The organism is Natrinema salinisoli (assembly GCF_020405205.1).
Taxonomy (GTDB): Archaea; Halobacteriota; Halobacteria; order Halobacteriales; family Natrialbaceae; genus Natrinema; species Natrinema salinisoli.
Genome location: NZ_CP084469.1, coordinates 208932 through 224215 on the forward strand (window position 1 = coordinate 208932; position 15284 = coordinate 224215).

Genomic DNA, 15284 nt, shown 5'->3' on the forward strand with positions numbered 1-15284 from the left:
TTCCGAACGAAATGCTGAAAGTATAACTGTACTATATCTAAACTGAGTGCCGATGACCAAACTCAGGATATTCGGGTCGGTTCATTTCAATACTCGGAGCGTTGTCGAAGACGATCTTCGGGAGTTCTCGGAGGGAGCGGACGCGATCGCGGTCGAACAGCCTCAACTGGGGGAGACGCCCCGCTCGGCAGTCGGGCTCGTCCTCCGGTATCCGTTCTTTTTCATCGGACTACAGCTACTGTTCGTCTTCGTACAAATACCGTTGCTCGCGCTGTTCAACCGCGACTTGCGGTCCGTCGAGCAAATCGCCGTCCGTGAGGTCGCACAGGGCCGACCGATCCACCGGGTTGATCGCCATCCGCTCGGGATCCTGTCGGAGCGGAGTCACGGATGGATCGTCGGCAACTGGCTCGCGTTCGCCGCGCTCGCCGTCTGGTTGCCGACCGAGACGCTCGTTGCAACTGGACTCGCCATCGGTTTGCTGGTAGTAGTAACGGTTCGTGCCCTGTACGGGATCCGGCTCCCGACGGTCGCGGCGGCTGTAGTGCTGACCGCGTTAGCATACTGGCTGCTGATCGTCGACCCCTTTATGAACGACATGATGGGCGGTCTCGTCGCTTTGACCTTCCTGATTGCGGGACTCGGTCTCGTCAAGATTACGCTCGAGGCGCGAAACGAGGTGATGCTCGAGGACGTCGCGACGCTGGCGGCGGCAAACGACTACGAGCGGATCTGTCTCGCGACGGGATACAACCACGTCCCGGGGATGGTCGAACGAGCCTCCGCTCACGGGCTGACGACGGTGGACGTCTTCAAACCGGCGTTCCGTGCGACGGGGCAGATGCTCGATCCCGAAGCGGTTCTCGAGTCCGACGGAACCGACGTTCGCCCCGATATGGAAACGGCTGGAAGCGTCCTCTTTCGACGGGCCGGAGCAACGGGTATCGACTGGCTCGTAATCGCCGTCATCGCGGTCGCGTTCCCCGTGGTTCTCGTCGCGACCGACAGTGCATATCCGCTCGGCAGTGACGCACTTCTGGGAGGCCTCATTCTGCTCTGGTGTCTCCTGTCGCCGCCGGCGTACTTTGTCGTCGGTGAAGCGAAGTACGGGCAGACCCTCGGGAAGTCACTTCTCGATCTGACCGTGGTCCGGATCGACGGCTCACCGAGTACGCCGGGTGACGCGATTATCCGGACGGTGTTGCACCCCCTCGATTTCCTCCCGATCGGCTATGTCCTCGGCGCGATCGTTGTCGCCACGACTGACCACGGACAGCGACTCGGCGACCTCGTTGCTGGAACGACCGTGGTGAAAACCGAAAAAGTACCCGAGGCCTCGACAGTCGACGACGAGAACCGGAGTCCGAACCCCGGTGTTCCCAGAGTGGACGCTGACGATTCGGTTCGACCCCGGACGACCGACCGGTGATTGATTGTTCCGGCCGTGCAGCGACTTCCACCCCTGAAGCGACGACCGCTGGCCGACCAACTCCGTCTCATCACCGGATTTTGTCCGGCGTGGGTCGCGTGATTACATTTATAATTTCGATCATGGGTCCGTCTTAACCGAACAGTCCGTTCAGGTTCGGCAACTCTCGTTGTCCTACTCCAACTCTACATGGGCAATCGCAGTTGTTCTACACCAAACAAAATTGTTTTAGGGCCGGGCTCTGTTCCAACGGATGATGCCACCCATCGCGCTTCCACACGATGCGAAGGCCGGACCGACCAAGTCGGAGGTCCGCGCCGTCGTCCGCTCGAAGCTCGCGCTCGAGCCGGACGACCACTTCGCGGAGGTCGGCTCCTGTACCGGAGCCATCACGATCGAGGCCGCACAGCGGGCCGGACGGGTGACCGCTCTCGAGCGGAAACCCGAGCGACTCGAGACGACGGAGCGGAACCTCGCCGCGAACGAGGAGTCGGTACGGGCCGACGTCGAACTGCGAAACGCGGAAGCACCCGAGGGGCTGCCCGACGACGCCGACGCGCTCTTCCTGGGCGGAAGCCGGAACTTCGAGGCGGTACTCGATCACGCCGTCGAGACCGAAATCGACCGCGTGATCATGAACGTCTCGCGGCTCGAGGTCGCCGGGAAGGCGACGGAGGCCTTCCGCGAGCGGGACTTGCTCGAGGAGGTCGTCCAGTTCCAGGTGAGCCACGGCTACGAGCTCGCCGGGGCGACGAGTTTCAACTCGGACAACCCGGTGTACATGCTGGTCGGGAGCGCGACGCCCGACGAGGAGACTGCGGAAGACGACGGCGAGCGAGTCGCCGCGGACGGGGGGAGCGCCGCCCAATGACGCTCTACGGCGTCGGCCTCGGCCCCGGCGAGGCCGACCTCGTCACGGTACGCGGGAAGGAGGTCCTCGAGAACGCAGACGTGGTCTACTCGCCGGGCCGCCTCTCCCGGACGGTCGCGTTGAAACACGTCGACGAGTCGAAAATCGGGGATCTAGACTTCCCCATGACGAAAGACGAGGAGAAGCTGCGAACGGCGTGGAAGGAGGCGGCCGCAGAGATTGCCCCGAACGCACGCGACGGCGACGTCGCCTTCGTCACGCTGGGCGATCCGAACGTCTACTCGACGTTCGGTCACCTCCGACGGACGATCGACGCCTTTCATTCGGACGTCGAACTGGAGATCGTTCCCGGCGTGAGCGCGGTGACGGCCTTCGCGACCGCGATGGGGGTCGAGATCGAAGCCGGCGCGGGGCTCTCCTTGCGGGAGGCCGCGTCCGGCCACAGCCCGACCGGCCCGGACCGGATGATCCTATTCAAGGTCACCGACGCACCGGCGACCCACGAGGGCCTCGTCGAGGCCGGCTACGACGTGACCTACGGCCGCCGGCTGTTCATGGAACAGGGCGAGACGATCGTCACCGACGACCCCGAGGAGATCGACGAGCGCGATTACTACACGCTCGCGTACGCCGAGAAGGAAGACCTCGAGGTCGAGCAGGCGACGGCGGCCTTCGAAACCGACGGCAGCGATTCCGAAACGTCGGGCGAGGACGACTCGACGGCGAACGGTGAGCCGGTGACCGACGGAGGGAAGCGAGTCGACCTCGAGCACGCTGAAGGTTGCGAGGGCGGCGACTGTGGCGGACACCGCGGAGGACACCGATGACTGACGACGAGACACCCAACGACCCGCAGGACGCGATCGACTCCCAGGGCGAAGCTCGCCGCGAGGAACTGGACGACCGGATCTTCGAGCACAGCGCCGGGGACGAACAGGAGGGCATTCCCTTCGTCGGCGCCGGCCCCGGCAACCCGCGCCTGCTGACCGTGGCGGGGAAGGAACTGCTCGAGGAGGCCGACCTCGTCGTTCACGCGGGCTCGCTGGTCAACAGCGAACTGCTGGACGAGTACTGCAGCCACGCCGAACTGGTGAACTCCGTCGGGAAGGACCTCGAGGAACTGATCCCGCTGATGCGGGACGCCTACGAGGACGGCGACAACGTCGTCCGCCTGCACAGCGGCGATCCCGCGATTTACGGCGCAGCACTCGAGCAGATGGACGCGCTGGAGCACGAGGGCGTGCCGACCCACTTCGTTCCCGGCGTCACCTCGGCGTTCGCGGCCAGCGCGACGCTGCGGACCCAACTGACGCTCAACGAGGTCTCGAATCACGTCGCCTTCACCCGACCGCAGGGCAAGACCCTGACGCCCGAGGAGGACCACATCTCCGACTTCGTGGAGATGGGCGACGTGACGACCTGCATCTATCTCGGGACCCACGCGGTTCGGGACACGATGGATCGGTTGCTCGAGGACGACCACGACCCCGAGACGCCGGTCGCGGTGATCTACCACGCCTCGTGGCCGGACGAGGACGTGATCATCGGCTCGATCGGCGACATCGCGGACAAGGTCGAGGAGGCGGGCTACCGCGCCTCGGCGCTGGTCGTCATCGGTGATGCCGTGACCGGCGCGGGCTACGAGCGCTCGTTCCTCTACGGCGACTGGGCCAATCGGGGATCGTCGGGAGAGTCCGGCGAGACGGAGGCGAGTGATGACTGAGATGGCTCGAAGTCGCTACCGCGAACACGGTGAAAGCCCCCAGCCCTTTCAATCCCACCCGAGCGGTGGACTGGACGGGTCGATCGAACGTGGAACGGACAATTTCGGTACGACAGCAATCAACCAATGAGTTCAGGAACTGAGAACGCGGACACGACGGACGAATCGGGATCGGACTCCGGCGGCGGCCACTGTTCGACGGCGGATTCGGACGGCGAAGTCGCCGAGGAGATCGCGATCATCTCCTTCGGCCGGAAGATGGACACCGCCGAGGAGATCAAAGCCGAGATCGGCGATCGCTACGAGGCGATCGACATCATCGAGTACCACGGCGACGTCTTCGAGGAGCATTGGGGCGAGTACGACTGCTTCATCGGCCTGATGGCCTCCGGGATCGCGATGCGGAAGACGGCCCACCTGCTCGACGACAAGTGGGAGGATCCCGCGATCTGCGTCGTCGACGAGGAACTGACGTGGGCCATCCCGATCACGGGCGGCCACCACGGTGCGAACCAGGTCGCACAGGATCTTGCGACGATGGGGGCCGTCCCGGCGATGACCACCGCCAGCGAGGCGGCGGGCAAGCAGGGCGTCGAGTCCCGCGCGAAGGCGATGGACACCCACGTCGTCAACGGCGACTCGACGGTCAAGACGAACCTCGCCGTCCTCGACGAGAACCTCGGTCCCGTGGCCCGGCTCGACGGGCCGAAAGCCGTCCTCGTCGGCGACGACGTGACGGTTCTCAAGCGCAACAAGGACGACGGGATCGTCCTCGGCACCGGTAGCGTCTCCGGTGCGAGCAAAGAGGCCTTCCTCGCGGCCTGGGAAGAAGCCCTCGAGCAGACCGATTACGACGTCGACGACGTCGAGTTCGTCGGGACCGCGACCCGGAAAGAGGACGAGGAGGGGCTGCTCGAGGCCGCCCAGGAACTCGACCTCGGCGTGGTCGCCTTCGACAAGGAGACGCTGCTCGAACACGAGGGGCCGACGCCCTCGAAGTCGAAGGAGCTGATCGGCTGGCCCGGCGTCTCCGAGGCCTCCGCGATCGCGGGCGGTGCCGAACGGGAACTGGTCCTCGAGAAGATCAGTTACGAGAACGAAGTCACGGTGGCGATCGGTCGATGAGTTCGGACGCCGAGGCCACCGAGATGGACGCGACCGCGGACGCCGCCGGCGGCACCCCCGACGACCACGGAACCCTCTACGTCGTCGGCATCGGCCCCGGCCTGCCGGAGCACATGACCAAGCGGGCCAAGGAGGTCATCGAGTCCTCGGAGGTCGTCATCGCCTCGAGCCTCTACCAGGAGTTCCTGCGCGACGACGGCACCCTGTTGCCGGAAGCGGAGACGGACGAGGACGGCATCGCCGTTCGAGACGACGGCTTCGAGCAGGAGATCGTCCGCTCGACGATGGGCCGGCAGATCGAACTCGCCCGCGCGGCGTTCGAATACGTCCGCGAAGGGAAGGACGTGGCTCACGTTTCCGGCGGCGATCCCTCGGTCTACGGCAAGTCCGATCTCATCTTCAAAATGGCCGAGGAGGAGGACGCCACGGACGTTCCGATCGAGATCGTTCCCGGCCTGACGGCGGCGCTCGGCGGGTCGGCCAACGTCGGCGCGCCGCTGTGCAACGACTTCTGTACGGTCTCGCTGTCGGACAAGTGGCGCGGCTGGGACGAGATCGAGGAGAAGCTGCGGGCGGCGGCGATCAGCGACTTCGTGATCGTCCTCTACAACTGCTGGCGCAACTACGAGAAGGCGGTCGACATCGTCCGCGAGGAGCGGACCGACGACGCCTACGTGGCCATCGTCAACGACGCCGGCCGCGCGGACGCCGGCCGAAACGGCGAGAGCCAGTTCATCACAACCCTCGGCGAGGCCGCCGACCACGACGACAAGGTGTCGGGGATGGGCACCTCGCTGATCATCGGCAACCACGAGACCGAAACCTGGCGCAACGACGACCGAACGTACCTCGTCACCCCGCGCGGCGGGCGTGACGTCGACGACTTCTGATACAGACGATACACAACCATGAGTACGGATACCAACGCGGACGCCGACGCCGAATCGACTTCCAAATGCGGAGCCTCCTCGAGCACGGAGAGCAGCACCAACGAGGCGAGTACCGACACCTCGAGCTCGAAGTGCGGCGCATCGAGCAGCACCGAGGACTCGAGCGGCTCCAAGTGCGGAGCCTCCTCGAGCTCCTCGTCGTCCTCGAGTAGCTGTGGTGCCTCGAGTTCCGACGACAGCGGCTCTAACGAGAAGGAGGTCGGCTCCACCGTCGACGACTTCGACGCCGAACCGGGCAAACTGAGCGCCGTCGGCCTCGGTCCCGGCCATCCGGAGGGGATAACCGACCGCGCAAAGACGGCGCTGCTCGAGGCCGACCACATCGTCGGTTACACGACCTACATCGACCTCATTCCGGACGAGATCACGGAGGAAGCCGACGAGCTGTACGACACGCCGATGTGTGGCGAAGTCTCCCGCACCGAGGAAGCCATCGACCGCGCGCTGGCGGGCAACGACGTCGCCATCGTCGGCAGCGGCGACCCCAACGTCTACGCGCTGGGCGGCCTCGCACTCGAGATCCTCGAGTCAAAGGGCGCGACGGCGTCGATGGTCGACTTCGAGGCCGTGCCGGGCGTCCCGGCGGCCCAGTCCTGTGCGGCCCGGCTGGGCGCACCGCTCGTCAACGACACCGTCTCGATCTCGCTGTCGGACCATCTCGTCCCGATGCCCGAGATCGAGTCCCGACTCCACTCCGCGGCAAAGGAGTCCTTCACGATCACGATCTACAACCCCTGGAGCCGCAAGCGCCGGGAGAACTTCGAGAAGGCCTGCGAGATCCTGCTGGCCCACCGCGACGCGGACACGCCCGTCGGCATCGTCCACGGCGCCGGCCGCGACGACGAGCAGGTGATGATCACCGAACTCGGCGAACTCGAGGAGCTCGGGGAGAGCGAGATCATCGACATGACGACGACGATCGTCGTCGGCAACGAGGAAACCTACGTCTGGGACGACCGGATGGTCACGCCGCGGGGCTACGAGACGAAGTACGACTACTGAGCGGAATTCGGAGCACATCAACAATGTCACGATACGAAGTTACCATCGAGAAGGACGCCTGCGACGGCATCTTCGCCTGTCTGACCCGCGACCCGCGATTCGTCGAGGGCGAGGACGGCCTCGCGACGATCGACCCCGGCGCGGACCCGGTCTACGACTGCGAGGGCGAAGTCACTGACACCGAAGACCGGGTCGTCGCGACGTTCGACGACGACCGCATCGACGAAGCCCAGCAGGCCGCCGCGGCGTGCCCGACGGACGCGATCGTCGTCGAGGAGGTGGGCGAATGAGCGACGCGGACTCCGCGACCGAGATCGAGGTGCCGTCCGATCCGCTCGCCGGCCACGCCGCGACGGCGTACTTCTGGGGCCACGTCGCCGGCAGCGGGGACGTCTCGGACGGTAGCATCGAGGTCGTCACCAACGATGAGGAGTCGGCACAGGTGCTCGCCGCGATCGCCGGCGGCGACCTCGAGCACGAGACGACCACCCGCGACTACGCTCACGACACGTCCATTACGCGAACCGAGGAGGAGTACACGCTCTCGATCGGCAGTGAGGACGGCGACGATGCCGGCCTGTTGGGCCGCAGCGGCGCGCTCGGGCTTCCCGTCGACGGGCGCGGCAACTACCGCTTCGGCGCGTTCTCGAACTACGACCGAGAACTGCTCCGCGGGCTGCTCGAGGGCTGTGGAACTATCTGCTTCAAGTCCTCGAGCGGCACCGTCGGCATCTCCTTCGTCCACGACGATCGGGAGTTGCTCGAGTTCGCACAGGATTTGATAGCGGACTGCCCAATTGATGCTCCGATGGGCGACCTCTCGGAAACGTCCTCGGGCGGCTACTGGTTCGGCGTCGACGACGACGCCGCGCCCGAGTTCGGGACGTGGTTGTACGAGAACTGCGAGGAGACGGGCCTGTTCGCGCCGAGTCGGCGCCGCAAGCTCGAGCGGAGCCTCGAGCAGGCCGAGGCGTACGACGGCGAGTAGCCAGCTGAACGATCGAGACATTCGATACCGATGAGCACACCCGACCAGACCACACACGCACCCGCAGCCGGGTTCGACGACGAGGCCGTCCTCCTGATCGGCCACGGCTCCCGGCGCGAGAAGTCCAACGAACAGGTCCGCGAACTGGCCGCAGACCTCGAGTCGCGGCTGGGAATCCCGGTCGATGCCGCGTTCCTCGAGCTCGCGGAACCGGCGATCGACGAGGCGTTCGCCGAGCTCGCGCCAGTCACGTCGCAGGTGACGGTCGTCCACTGTTCGCTGTTCGCGGCGAGCCACGTCAAGAACGACGTGCCGCTCGCGATCGAGCAGGCCCGGGCCGAGCACGACCTCGAGATCAACAACGGCGCGCATCTCGGGGTCCATCCGGCTATCCTCGACCTGCTGGACGACCGCGCCGCCGCCGTCGAGCGCGAACTGGGCGTCGACCGCGAGGACGACGACGTCGCGGTCGTCGTCTGCGGACGGGGCTCGAGCGATCCCGACGCCAACGGCGACGTCCACAAGCTGGCCCGGTTGCTGTACGAGGGCCGCGAGTTCGACCGCGTCGAGGCCTCGTTCATCGGCGTCACGGAGCCGACGCTCGAGGACACCCTCCACGGGCTCTCGAAGCACCGCCCCGACGCGGTCGTCGTGTTGCCGTACATGCTCGGCGACGGCGTCCTCACGCAGCGAGTGCGGGACTGGACAGCGGAATTCGACGAGGACTATCCGTACGTCGACGCGCTGGCCGGGGACCCGCTCGGAACCGATTCCCGACTGCTCGACGTCTTCGCCGACCGCTGGGAGGAAGCCCGCACCGAAAGCGTCGAGATGTCCTGTGACACGTGCAAGTACAAGGTCGACCTCGAGGGCTACGAGGAGGACGTCGGCGGCGCTCGAGCCATGCTTCGCGCGCTGGCCCACCAGGAGGCTCACGCCGACCGTGACGATATCGACGAGGAACCCGACAGCCACGACGCGCCCGAAAAGCACGTCGCGGTCTGTACCAACCAGACCTGCGCCAAGATGGGATCGCCGGCGGTCCTCGAGCGCCTGCGTCAAGAGGTGCGGGACTCGGAGCACTGCGACGCCCGCATCACGCGGACGTCGTGTCTGGGACGCTGTGGCGACGGGCCGATGGTCGCGGTCTACCCCGACGGAATCTGGTACGGCGGCGTCGAGGACGACGACGCCGACCGGATCGTGGGCGACCATCTGGATCGGGATCGCATCGTGAGCGAGCTCGTCGACCAAACGTTATGATCGGCAGGCATTTCTCTCGCGGTCGTAAATCCACCCGCAGTAATGGATGGAAACAAATCGACGGCGTCGCTTGCGGCATACTACGCCATCCTCGTCGTGTTCGGTGCGATGATGCTGGTCCCGGATCCGACGGGCATGCTCAACGTCCTCGTTGCGATCGCCGCTCTCGGTATCGTCGGGGTCGCGCTGATCGACGGATCGGTTCGCGAACTGCGCCCGGGAATCGGTGCACTGTACGCGTTCGGCATCATTGCGTCGGTCGGCGTCTGGATTCTGCAGAACTACCTCTTGGCTTCCGAGGTGTACGGGACCGTCGTCGAAATCATTGCGGTACTTTCCCTCCCTGTCCTGCTCGGCACGTACCTGGTCGCCCGACATCGTGGGACCGACGGCTACCGTTCACTCGCCCATCGGACGAGGGAGTAGACGCAGCACCGACTCCCCCGGCGACTTCTCACGACGGGGTTGCACCGATATCGATCGAACGAAACAATAGAACACGTTATCGACACGTATGAGCTGTTACGAAATCGAAGCGCTACGACTCGGACTGATGAACGTCCTCGGCGTCGGGGACGACAGCACCCGCGATCACGCGGAGAAAGAACTCGAGGGCCATCTCGAGGGCCCCATCCAGGGCCTCGCGGAGGCCGACAGCCTCGCGGAGATCGAGCGCCACCTCGATGCGGCGCTGGTCGATCTCGAGGAGGAAGTCGCCGCAATGGACAGCGACGACCCCGAGTACGATTACACGCGGGGACGACTACTGGCGGTCCGCGATGCCGAGCGAGCGGTCCAGCGACTGAGCGTGCAGGGCGAGAGCATCGTGGACGGGCTCGGCGACGCGCACGACACCCTCCACGAGACCTTTCCGGTAGAGGAGTAATCATGGCCGACACTGCCGATACCGAACGCGACCTGCCCCTCGAGTTCCGATCGGTCCCGCTCGGCGAGATCGAGACGGCCCGGAGTCGTCACATGTGGACCCGATCCGCGGTCAGCGTGGCCGACTCTGGCGACCTCGTCGTGACCGGCCAGTGGGACGGGACGGTCACCGCCCGCGACGCCGACTCGCTCGAGACGCGGTGGACGGTCGATCACCCGGACCACGCGGTCGGAATCACGTCGCTCTCGAACGACGGTGAAGACGGCAGCGACGAGACGGTCGTCGTCGCCGGACGCGGCGAAACCGGAACGATCGCGGCCTACGACGCCGAGACGGGCGACCGGCGCTGGCGGTACGACACCGTCGACGACGTGGGCGAGGCGGTCAAGGACACCGTCTTCTACCTGCCCTACGTGGTCGCGCTCGAGACGGGCACCGACGCGGACGGTACCGAACGACTCTACGCCGCCGCACGACGGTACGAACGCGACGGCGACCACCGCCAGTGGCACAGCACCGTCTACGCGTTCGACCCCGACGGATCGGTCCGCTGGACCGACGAGACCGACGCCTCGCCGATCGCGATCGATCTCGACGCCGACGGCGAGCGCCTCGCGGTCGGCTACAACCGCTGTATGGGCGACCACGACACCGGCCTCGTGGTGCTCGAGGCCGAGTCGGGCGACCGACTGTGGAGCTGGGATCCCGGCACGGAGGGAGATCGCCGCGTCGGCGACGTCTCCTTCGACGGTGAGTCGATCGCCGTCTCGAGTCACGGGGACAAGCGCGGGTACCTGCTCGGCCCCGGTGGTGCCGAGCGCTGGCGCGTCGACCTCGCAGTCGAGACCGAAATCGATGACGAGACCCTGTACGCCTATCCGAACCACGTCTACACGAACGACAGTCGCGTGGCGTTCGTGACCGGCAACACCTACGCGGTAGAGAGCCGCGAGACCGAGAGCCGACACCCGAACGAACACCGGGTCGCCGCGTTCGATGCGGACGGTGACCTCATCTGGGACGACGAGGTTCGGGGCTTCGTTCACGGCCTCGCCGCCGACGGCGGGCGACTCGTCGCGCCCTGCGCCCAGAACTTCCGGGTCCGTGATCCGGATACTCACGCCGTCCGCTGGTTCGACCTCGAGTCAGGCGCGAGCGGGTGCGAGCGCCTCGACGGGATCGCGACGGCGGCCGCCGTCGAAGAGGGAACGGTTGCTGCCATCGAGGAACCCGTCGAGTACCACGACGAGGGCCAGACGCGCGGCGAGTACGCGCTTCGCGTCGGCTCGCTCGAGTAGCGCCGTCGATCGATCGTTTTCTCTGGTGCAATTCTGCGAGAGTGTCGGCTAGTCGCACACGCAAGGCCAATCCCCACAACGCTCACTGGCGTCCGTTCGTCCGTATAATGAGCGAGAATTCTCCACGTGACGGCCGCGAGGGCCGTTCGGATCCCGAGCGGGTCGAACGCTCCTCGAGCCGTCCCGACGATGCCGAACGCACGATCGGCCCCTCGCGCCGGGTGATGACCGACGGCGGACAGGCGGAGATGGAAGAACCGGAAGAGGCCACTGAGGAGACGCCCGACGGTCAGGAAGCCGAGCAGGAAGAAGGCGAAGAGGAAGATTCGGAAGAAGAGGAAGCCGAGCAAGAAGAAGGGGAAGACGAAGAACCGGAAGAGGAGGAGGCTGAGGGAGAAGGCGAAGAAGAGCAATCGGAGACAGAAGAAGAGGAAGCTAAAGAGGGAGAATCCGAGGAAGAAGAGCGAGAAGGCACCGGGAACCTCGTTGAGGACGATCGCGAGGAAGGTCACGCCGAAGACGCCGAAGCGGTCTACGAGGGCGACGACGCGTCCGGCGTGCTCCACCTCGATCTCGACGGTCTCTTCCTCGACGTCCTCGGCCTCGAGGTGAACCTGAACCCGGTTCAGCTCGACGTTTCGGCGCGGCCGGGCGGAAACAATCTGCTCGGGAACTTGCTGTCTGCAGTGACGGGGTTACTGGACGGTCCCGGTGCCCTGCTCGACAAGGTGAAGTCGCTCCTGAGCAAACCGGTGGAGCTGCTGAAGAAGGTCCCGGGGAAGGCGAAGGAGTTCCTCAGTGGGCTCTTAGAGCGGCCGAAAGAGTTCCTCAGTGGACTTCTGGAACGGCCAAAGGAGTTCCTCAGCGGATTGGCGAGCAAGTCGAAGGAGTCACTCGGAAATCTATTCAGCAAGCTGAAAGGAATCCTCGGCAAACCCGTGGAGTGGCTCCGCGGGCTGTTCGGCGGTGAGCCCGCGGAAGGCGACGAGGAGGCGTCCGAAGAAGCGACCGGCGAAGGGGACGAACCCGAACCGGCGGAAGCGGACGCAGAAGGGGCGGACGAAGAGGAAGAAGAAGCGGAATCGCCCGGCCGGATCTCCGCTGCCGGCAGCTGGCTGAAGGAGAAACTCGCCGGACTCGTTCCCAGTTTCCCCGTCGAGGAACTCGTGGCGATGGTCGTCAGTCAGGTGATCGAACAACTGATCGAGCAGCTGGAACCGGAAGCTGAGCAGGAGGACGAGGCGAGTGACCAGCCCGAAGCAGCGTCACAGGAGGCAGCCTAATCATGAGCGAAGAATCCGAAACCCAGTCACTGAGTCAGCGCATCGACTTCGAGAAAATCACAGAAAACATCGACGTGAACGATCTAATCGAGGGCACCCAGTGGGAAGACGAGATCGACGAGGACCAGCCCCTCGGAGAGGCCCTCGGCGCCCAGGTCGGTGCGCTAATCGGTCGAAAGATCGGCGAATCCATCGGCCGGACGATCGGTGATATGGTCATCGACGAACTGTTCGGGTCCGACGAGGAGGAAGCCGAGGAAGGGGCGGAAGACGAGGAAGAAGAGGGTGAGGACGGGGAAGAAGAAGCCGAGGAAGGGGCGGAAGACGAGGAAGAAGAGGGTGAGGACGAGGAAGAAGAAGCCGAGGAAGGGGCGGAAGACGAGGAAGACGAAGCTGAGGAAGAATCCGAGGCAGCGGACGAGGAGAGTGGGGAACAGGCGGACGACGAAGCGGCGTCCAGTGATGAAGACGCCGACGAGGGGACGGACGAAGCGGAGGACGAGGACCCGGCCGAAGTCGAAGCCGAGGAGGACTAACCATGGAACGGAATCAGGGGCTCGACACCGGACCGCCGATCCCCGCTCGAGGTGAGCGCCGTGAGTGAGAGCGGGCTGAAGGAACTCGTGACGCAGGAAGTGAGCAACCAGCTCGACGTCGCCGACATGCTCGGCGACGGAGACATCGAGGACAGCATCGACGGCGGCGAGGTCGGCGCAGCGGTCGGTCGCGAGTTCGGTGAACGCTTCGGTCGCGAACTGGGCGCGGCCATCGGCCGCGGAATCCACGAATCGATCGCGAAAGGAATCGAAGAGGGGAAAGACCGCAAGGAGATACAGTCGGACCTCGTGACCGCGATCCGGAACGGCTTCCGAGAGTCAATCGATGAAAACGAGGCAACGGAATCGGTCCAGTCGCTGGCCCAGGACGTCACCGAGGGGAGCGGCGTCGAGGGGCTTGTGGACGGTCTCGGCGGCGACGAGAGCGAGGAACCCACCGAAGACGAGTCGGAGAGCGAGGAGCAGACGGAATCCAAAGACGAGGAACGGGCGGACGAAGCGGGAGAGGGGGACGACGAGAGCGCCGAAAACGGCGAAACGGGAGCCAAAGAGTCGGTCACGGAAGCCGCGGGCAGCGCCAAAGAATCGGTCGAAGGAGCTGCCGGGAAGGCCAAAGAAACGATCGCAGGAAGTGACGAGGAGTCGGAAGCCGGCGAGGAGACGGACGCCGAAGCCGACTACGAAGCCGAAGCGTCCGACGAAGACGAGTCGGAACCGTCCATGGAGGACCTCGAGGATCTCAGGAAGGACACGCTCGAGGACTTCCTGGGGGTGATGTCCTACAGCGACCTCCAGTCGGTCGCCAAGGACGTCGGCGTGAAAGCGAACCTCAGCCGTGAGAAGATGACCAACGAAATCATCGCAACCGTGACGGAGGAAGGGTCGGACGACGACTCGGACTCCGAGTCCGAGCAGGAGGCGGAAGCCGAGTGAGAGATCGAACGCATCACCCCTGCTTCGGCCGGGGGCGAACGACGCAACCAGCGCCGCGGTGATATCGGGGACCCACCTATGAGCGAATCGCAACTACGCGACCGAGTGGACGACGTACTGAACGACGCCGACGCCTCGAGCGGATCCATGATCGGCGGGTCCGACTCCGAGCATGCGAACGAGTCGGCCGAGACGGATCTTCTCGAGACGGCAACGGAGGCGAGCGACATCCTCGAGTCGACCGAGCCCGACGAGTTGCTCGCAGCGGTCGGCCTGGACACCCTCGAGGACGGAACGGAACCGGACTCGATTCCGGCGGCCATCGCTCGTGGTGACCAGGAGAACCTCGAGGACCTCCAGCGATTGCTCCACCTCGCGAAACTCGCCCACCGCGCGGACGAGGACGGTCTCGACGGAGCCGTTGGTGACCTCCGAGAAGCCATCGACGAACGGGCAGCCGCAACTGCCGACGAGGCGGAGACCGACCGGGAGGAAGGGGCCGCTACGTCGACGGAGGACGCGGACGAGGGGACCGAATCAGTGAGTGCAGACGAAGACGCAACCGCCAGTGACGAGACGAGCGACGACCTCGGAGACCGTCTCCGGTCCTCCTTCGAGCAGTTCGGCGACGAGATCCAGCAGCTCAAGGACCGGCTCGAGTCGGCGAATGCCGGTTCCGCCAGCAGCGAGACGGCGGACGATGCGGACGGAGCGACCGCCGACGCCGAGGGAGCGGACGAAGTCACAGGCGAGGAAGCGGAAACCGACGACGAGCCGGAGGAGGTCGACGAAGGGCCACTCGGCTCGGGGCTCGGCGGCGGTGGGGATCGCGGGACGGTATCCGGCGGTCCCAGCCGCCACTCCACGATGGCACCGCCGCCGTCCCAACGAGCGGACATGCGCGGCCCTGTTCGGCACTCGACGATGCCGGCCAAGCACCGATAGCGCGGTTCGTTTTCACTACAGCGCTTGACAG

17 protein-coding genes are annotated in these 15284 nt (G+C 65.4%); all 17 read left to right on the forward strand.

Translation table 11 applies throughout. From position 1 onward, the window contains the following. Positions 1-52: 52 nt before the first annotated feature. Positions 53-1429 (forward strand): RDD family protein, encoded by a 1377-nt coding sequence (locus LDB05_RS01125; protein WP_226006092.1) that lies wholly within the window; start codon positions 53-55, stop codon positions 1427-1429. A 256-nt stretch (positions 1430-1685) separates the two neighbouring features. Next, positions 1686-2300, forward strand: a complete 615-nt coding sequence (gene cbiT, locus LDB05_RS01130) for a precorrin-6Y C5,15-methyltransferase (decarboxylating) subunit CbiT (RefSeq protein WP_226006093.1) — start codon at positions 1686-1688, stop codon at positions 2298-2300. Continuing rightward, complete coding sequence (locus LDB05_RS01135; RefSeq protein ID WP_226006094.1) at positions 2297-3127, forward strand: cobalt-factor II C(20)-methyltransferase; 831 nt, start codon at positions 2297-2299, stop codon at positions 3125-3127. The genes cbiT and LDB05_RS01135 overlap by 4 nt, the downstream gene beginning before the upstream one ends. Then, positions 3124-4023, forward strand: a complete 900-nt coding sequence (locus LDB05_RS01140; protein ID WP_226006095.1) for a cobalt-precorrin-4/precorrin-4 C(11)-methyltransferase — start codon at positions 3124-3126, stop codon at positions 4021-4023. Before LDB05_RS01135 ends, LDB05_RS01140 begins: the two co-directional genes overlap by 4 nt. Positions 4024-4149: 126 nt before the next feature. Next, the gene (gene cbiG / locus LDB05_RS01145; protein ID WP_226006096.1) at positions 4150-5148 is read left to right on the forward strand and encodes a cobalt-precorrin 5A hydrolase; all 999 of its coding nucleotides are present in this window, start codon (positions 4150-4152) and stop codon (positions 5146-5148) included. Then, complete coding sequence (locus LDB05_RS01150) at positions 5145-6038, forward strand: precorrin-3B C(17)-methyltransferase (RefSeq protein WP_226006097.1); 894 nt, start codon at positions 5145-5147, stop codon at positions 6036-6038. The genes cbiG and LDB05_RS01150 overlap by 4 nt, the downstream gene beginning before the upstream one ends. A gap of 18 nt (positions 6039-6056) precedes the next feature. Continuing rightward, entirely contained in the window at positions 6057-7100 is a 1044-nt protein-coding gene (gene cobJ, locus LDB05_RS01155; RefSeq protein ID WP_226006098.1) for a precorrin-3B C(17)-methyltransferase, read from the forward strand. A 23-nt stretch (positions 7101-7123) separates the two neighbouring features. Next, positions 7124-7390: a ferredoxin gene (locus LDB05_RS01160; protein WP_207270271.1), complete on the forward strand. Its 267-nt coding sequence runs from the start codon at positions 7124-7126 to the stop codon at positions 7388-7390. Then, positions 7387-8088, forward strand: coding sequence for a cobalamin biosynthesis protein (locus tag LDB05_RS01165; RefSeq protein ID WP_226006099.1), 702 nt, complete (start codon positions 7387-7389; stop codon positions 8086-8088). Before LDB05_RS01160 ends, LDB05_RS01165 begins: the two co-directional genes overlap by 4 nt. 30 nt (positions 8089-8118) lie before the next feature. Continuing rightward, the gene (locus tag LDB05_RS01170; protein WP_226006100.1) at positions 8119-9351 is read left to right on the forward strand and encodes a CbiX/SirB N-terminal domain-containing protein; all 1233 of its coding nucleotides are present in this window, start codon (positions 8119-8121) and stop codon (positions 9349-9351) included. A 42-nt stretch (positions 9352-9393) separates the two neighbouring features. After that, positions 9394-9777 carry a hypothetical protein gene (locus tag LDB05_RS01175; protein WP_226006101.1) on the forward strand — a complete coding sequence of 128 codons (384 nt, stop codon included), beginning with the start codon at positions 9394-9396 and terminating at the stop codon, positions 9775-9777. Between the two features lie 88 nt (positions 9778-9865). Beyond that, positions 9866-10237, forward strand: a complete 372-nt coding sequence (locus tag LDB05_RS01180) for a DUF3209 family protein (protein WP_226006102.1) — start codon at positions 9866-9868, stop codon at positions 10235-10237. A gap of 2 nt (positions 10238-10239) precedes the next feature. Then, entirely contained in the window at positions 10240-11535 is a 1296-nt protein-coding gene (locus LDB05_RS01185; protein ID WP_226006103.1) for an outer membrane protein assembly factor BamB family protein, read from the forward strand. 107 nt (positions 11536-11642) lie between these two features. After that, positions 11643-12818: a DNA primase gene (locus LDB05_RS01190; RefSeq protein WP_226006104.1), complete on the forward strand. Its 1176-nt coding sequence runs from the start codon at positions 11643-11645 to the stop codon at positions 12816-12818. 2 nt (positions 12819-12820) lie between these two features. Next, positions 12821-13354 (forward strand): hypothetical protein, encoded by a 534-nt coding sequence (locus LDB05_RS01195; RefSeq protein WP_226006105.1) that lies wholly within the window; start codon positions 12821-12823, stop codon positions 13352-13354. A 60-nt stretch (positions 13355-13414) separates the two neighbouring features. Beyond that, positions 13415-14308, forward strand: coding sequence for a putative sodium/potassium/calcium exchanger (locus LDB05_RS01200; RefSeq protein WP_226006106.1), 894 nt, complete (start codon positions 13415-13417; stop codon positions 14306-14308). Positions 14309-14386: 78 nt separating this feature from the next. Further along, positions 14387-15253 carry a hypothetical protein gene (locus LDB05_RS01205; protein WP_226006107.1) on the forward strand — a complete coding sequence of 289 codons (867 nt, stop codon included), beginning with the start codon at positions 14387-14389 and terminating at the stop codon, positions 15251-15253. Positions 15254-15284 lie beyond the last annotated feature (31 nt).

What these genes read in the sequence shown, in the direction of transcription:
- LDB05_RS01125 (WP_226006092.1), top strand. Translation starts at nt 53, where the DNA reads ATGACCAAACTCAGGATATTCGGGTCGGTTCATTTCAATACTCGGAGC.
- cbiT (WP_226006093.1), top strand. Translation starts at nt 1,686, where the DNA reads ATGCCACCCATCGCGCTTCCACACGATGCGAAGGCCGGACCGACCAAG.
- LDB05_RS01135 (WP_226006094.1), top strand. Translation starts at nt 2,297, where the DNA reads ATGACGCTCTACGGCGTCGGCCTCGGCCCCGGCGAGGCCGACCTCGTC.
- LDB05_RS01140 (WP_226006095.1), top strand. Translation starts at nt 3,124, where the DNA reads ATGACTGACGACGAGACACCCAACGACCCGCAGGACGCGATCGACTCC.
- cbiG (WP_226006096.1), top strand. Translation starts at nt 4,150, where the DNA reads ATGAGTTCAGGAACTGAGAACGCGGACACGACGGACGAATCGGGATCG.
- LDB05_RS01150 (WP_226006097.1), top strand. Translation starts at nt 5,145, where the DNA reads ATGAGTTCGGACGCCGAGGCCACCGAGATGGACGCGACCGCGGACGCC.
- cobJ (WP_226006098.1), top strand. Translation starts at nt 6,057, where the DNA reads ATGAGTACGGATACCAACGCGGACGCCGACGCCGAATCGACTTCCAAA.
- LDB05_RS01160 (WP_207270271.1), top strand. Translation starts at nt 7,124, where the DNA reads ATGTCACGATACGAAGTTACCATCGAGAAGGACGCCTGCGACGGCATC.
- LDB05_RS01165 (WP_226006099.1), top strand. Translation starts at nt 7,387, where the DNA reads ATGAGCGACGCGGACTCCGCGACCGAGATCGAGGTGCCGTCCGATCCG.
- LDB05_RS01170 (WP_226006100.1), top strand. Translation starts at nt 8,119, where the DNA reads ATGAGCACACCCGACCAGACCACACACGCACCCGCAGCCGGGTTCGAC.
- LDB05_RS01175 (WP_226006101.1), top strand. Translation starts at nt 9,394, where the DNA reads ATGGATGGAAACAAATCGACGGCGTCGCTTGCGGCATACTACGCCATC.
- LDB05_RS01180 (WP_226006102.1), top strand. Translation starts at nt 9,866, where the DNA reads ATGAGCTGTTACGAAATCGAAGCGCTACGACTCGGACTGATGAACGTC.
- LDB05_RS01185 (WP_226006103.1), top strand. Translation starts at nt 10,240, where the DNA reads ATGGCCGACACTGCCGATACCGAACGCGACCTGCCCCTCGAGTTCCGA.
- LDB05_RS01190 (WP_226006104.1), top strand. Translation starts at nt 11,643, where the DNA reads ATGAGCGAGAATTCTCCACGTGACGGCCGCGAGGGCCGTTCGGATCCC.
- LDB05_RS01195 (WP_226006105.1), top strand. Translation starts at nt 12,821, where the DNA reads ATGAGCGAAGAATCCGAAACCCAGTCACTGAGTCAGCGCATCGACTTC.
- LDB05_RS01205 (WP_226006107.1), top strand. Translation starts at nt 14,387, where the DNA reads ATGAGCGAATCGCAACTACGCGACCGAGTGGACGACGTACTGAACGAC.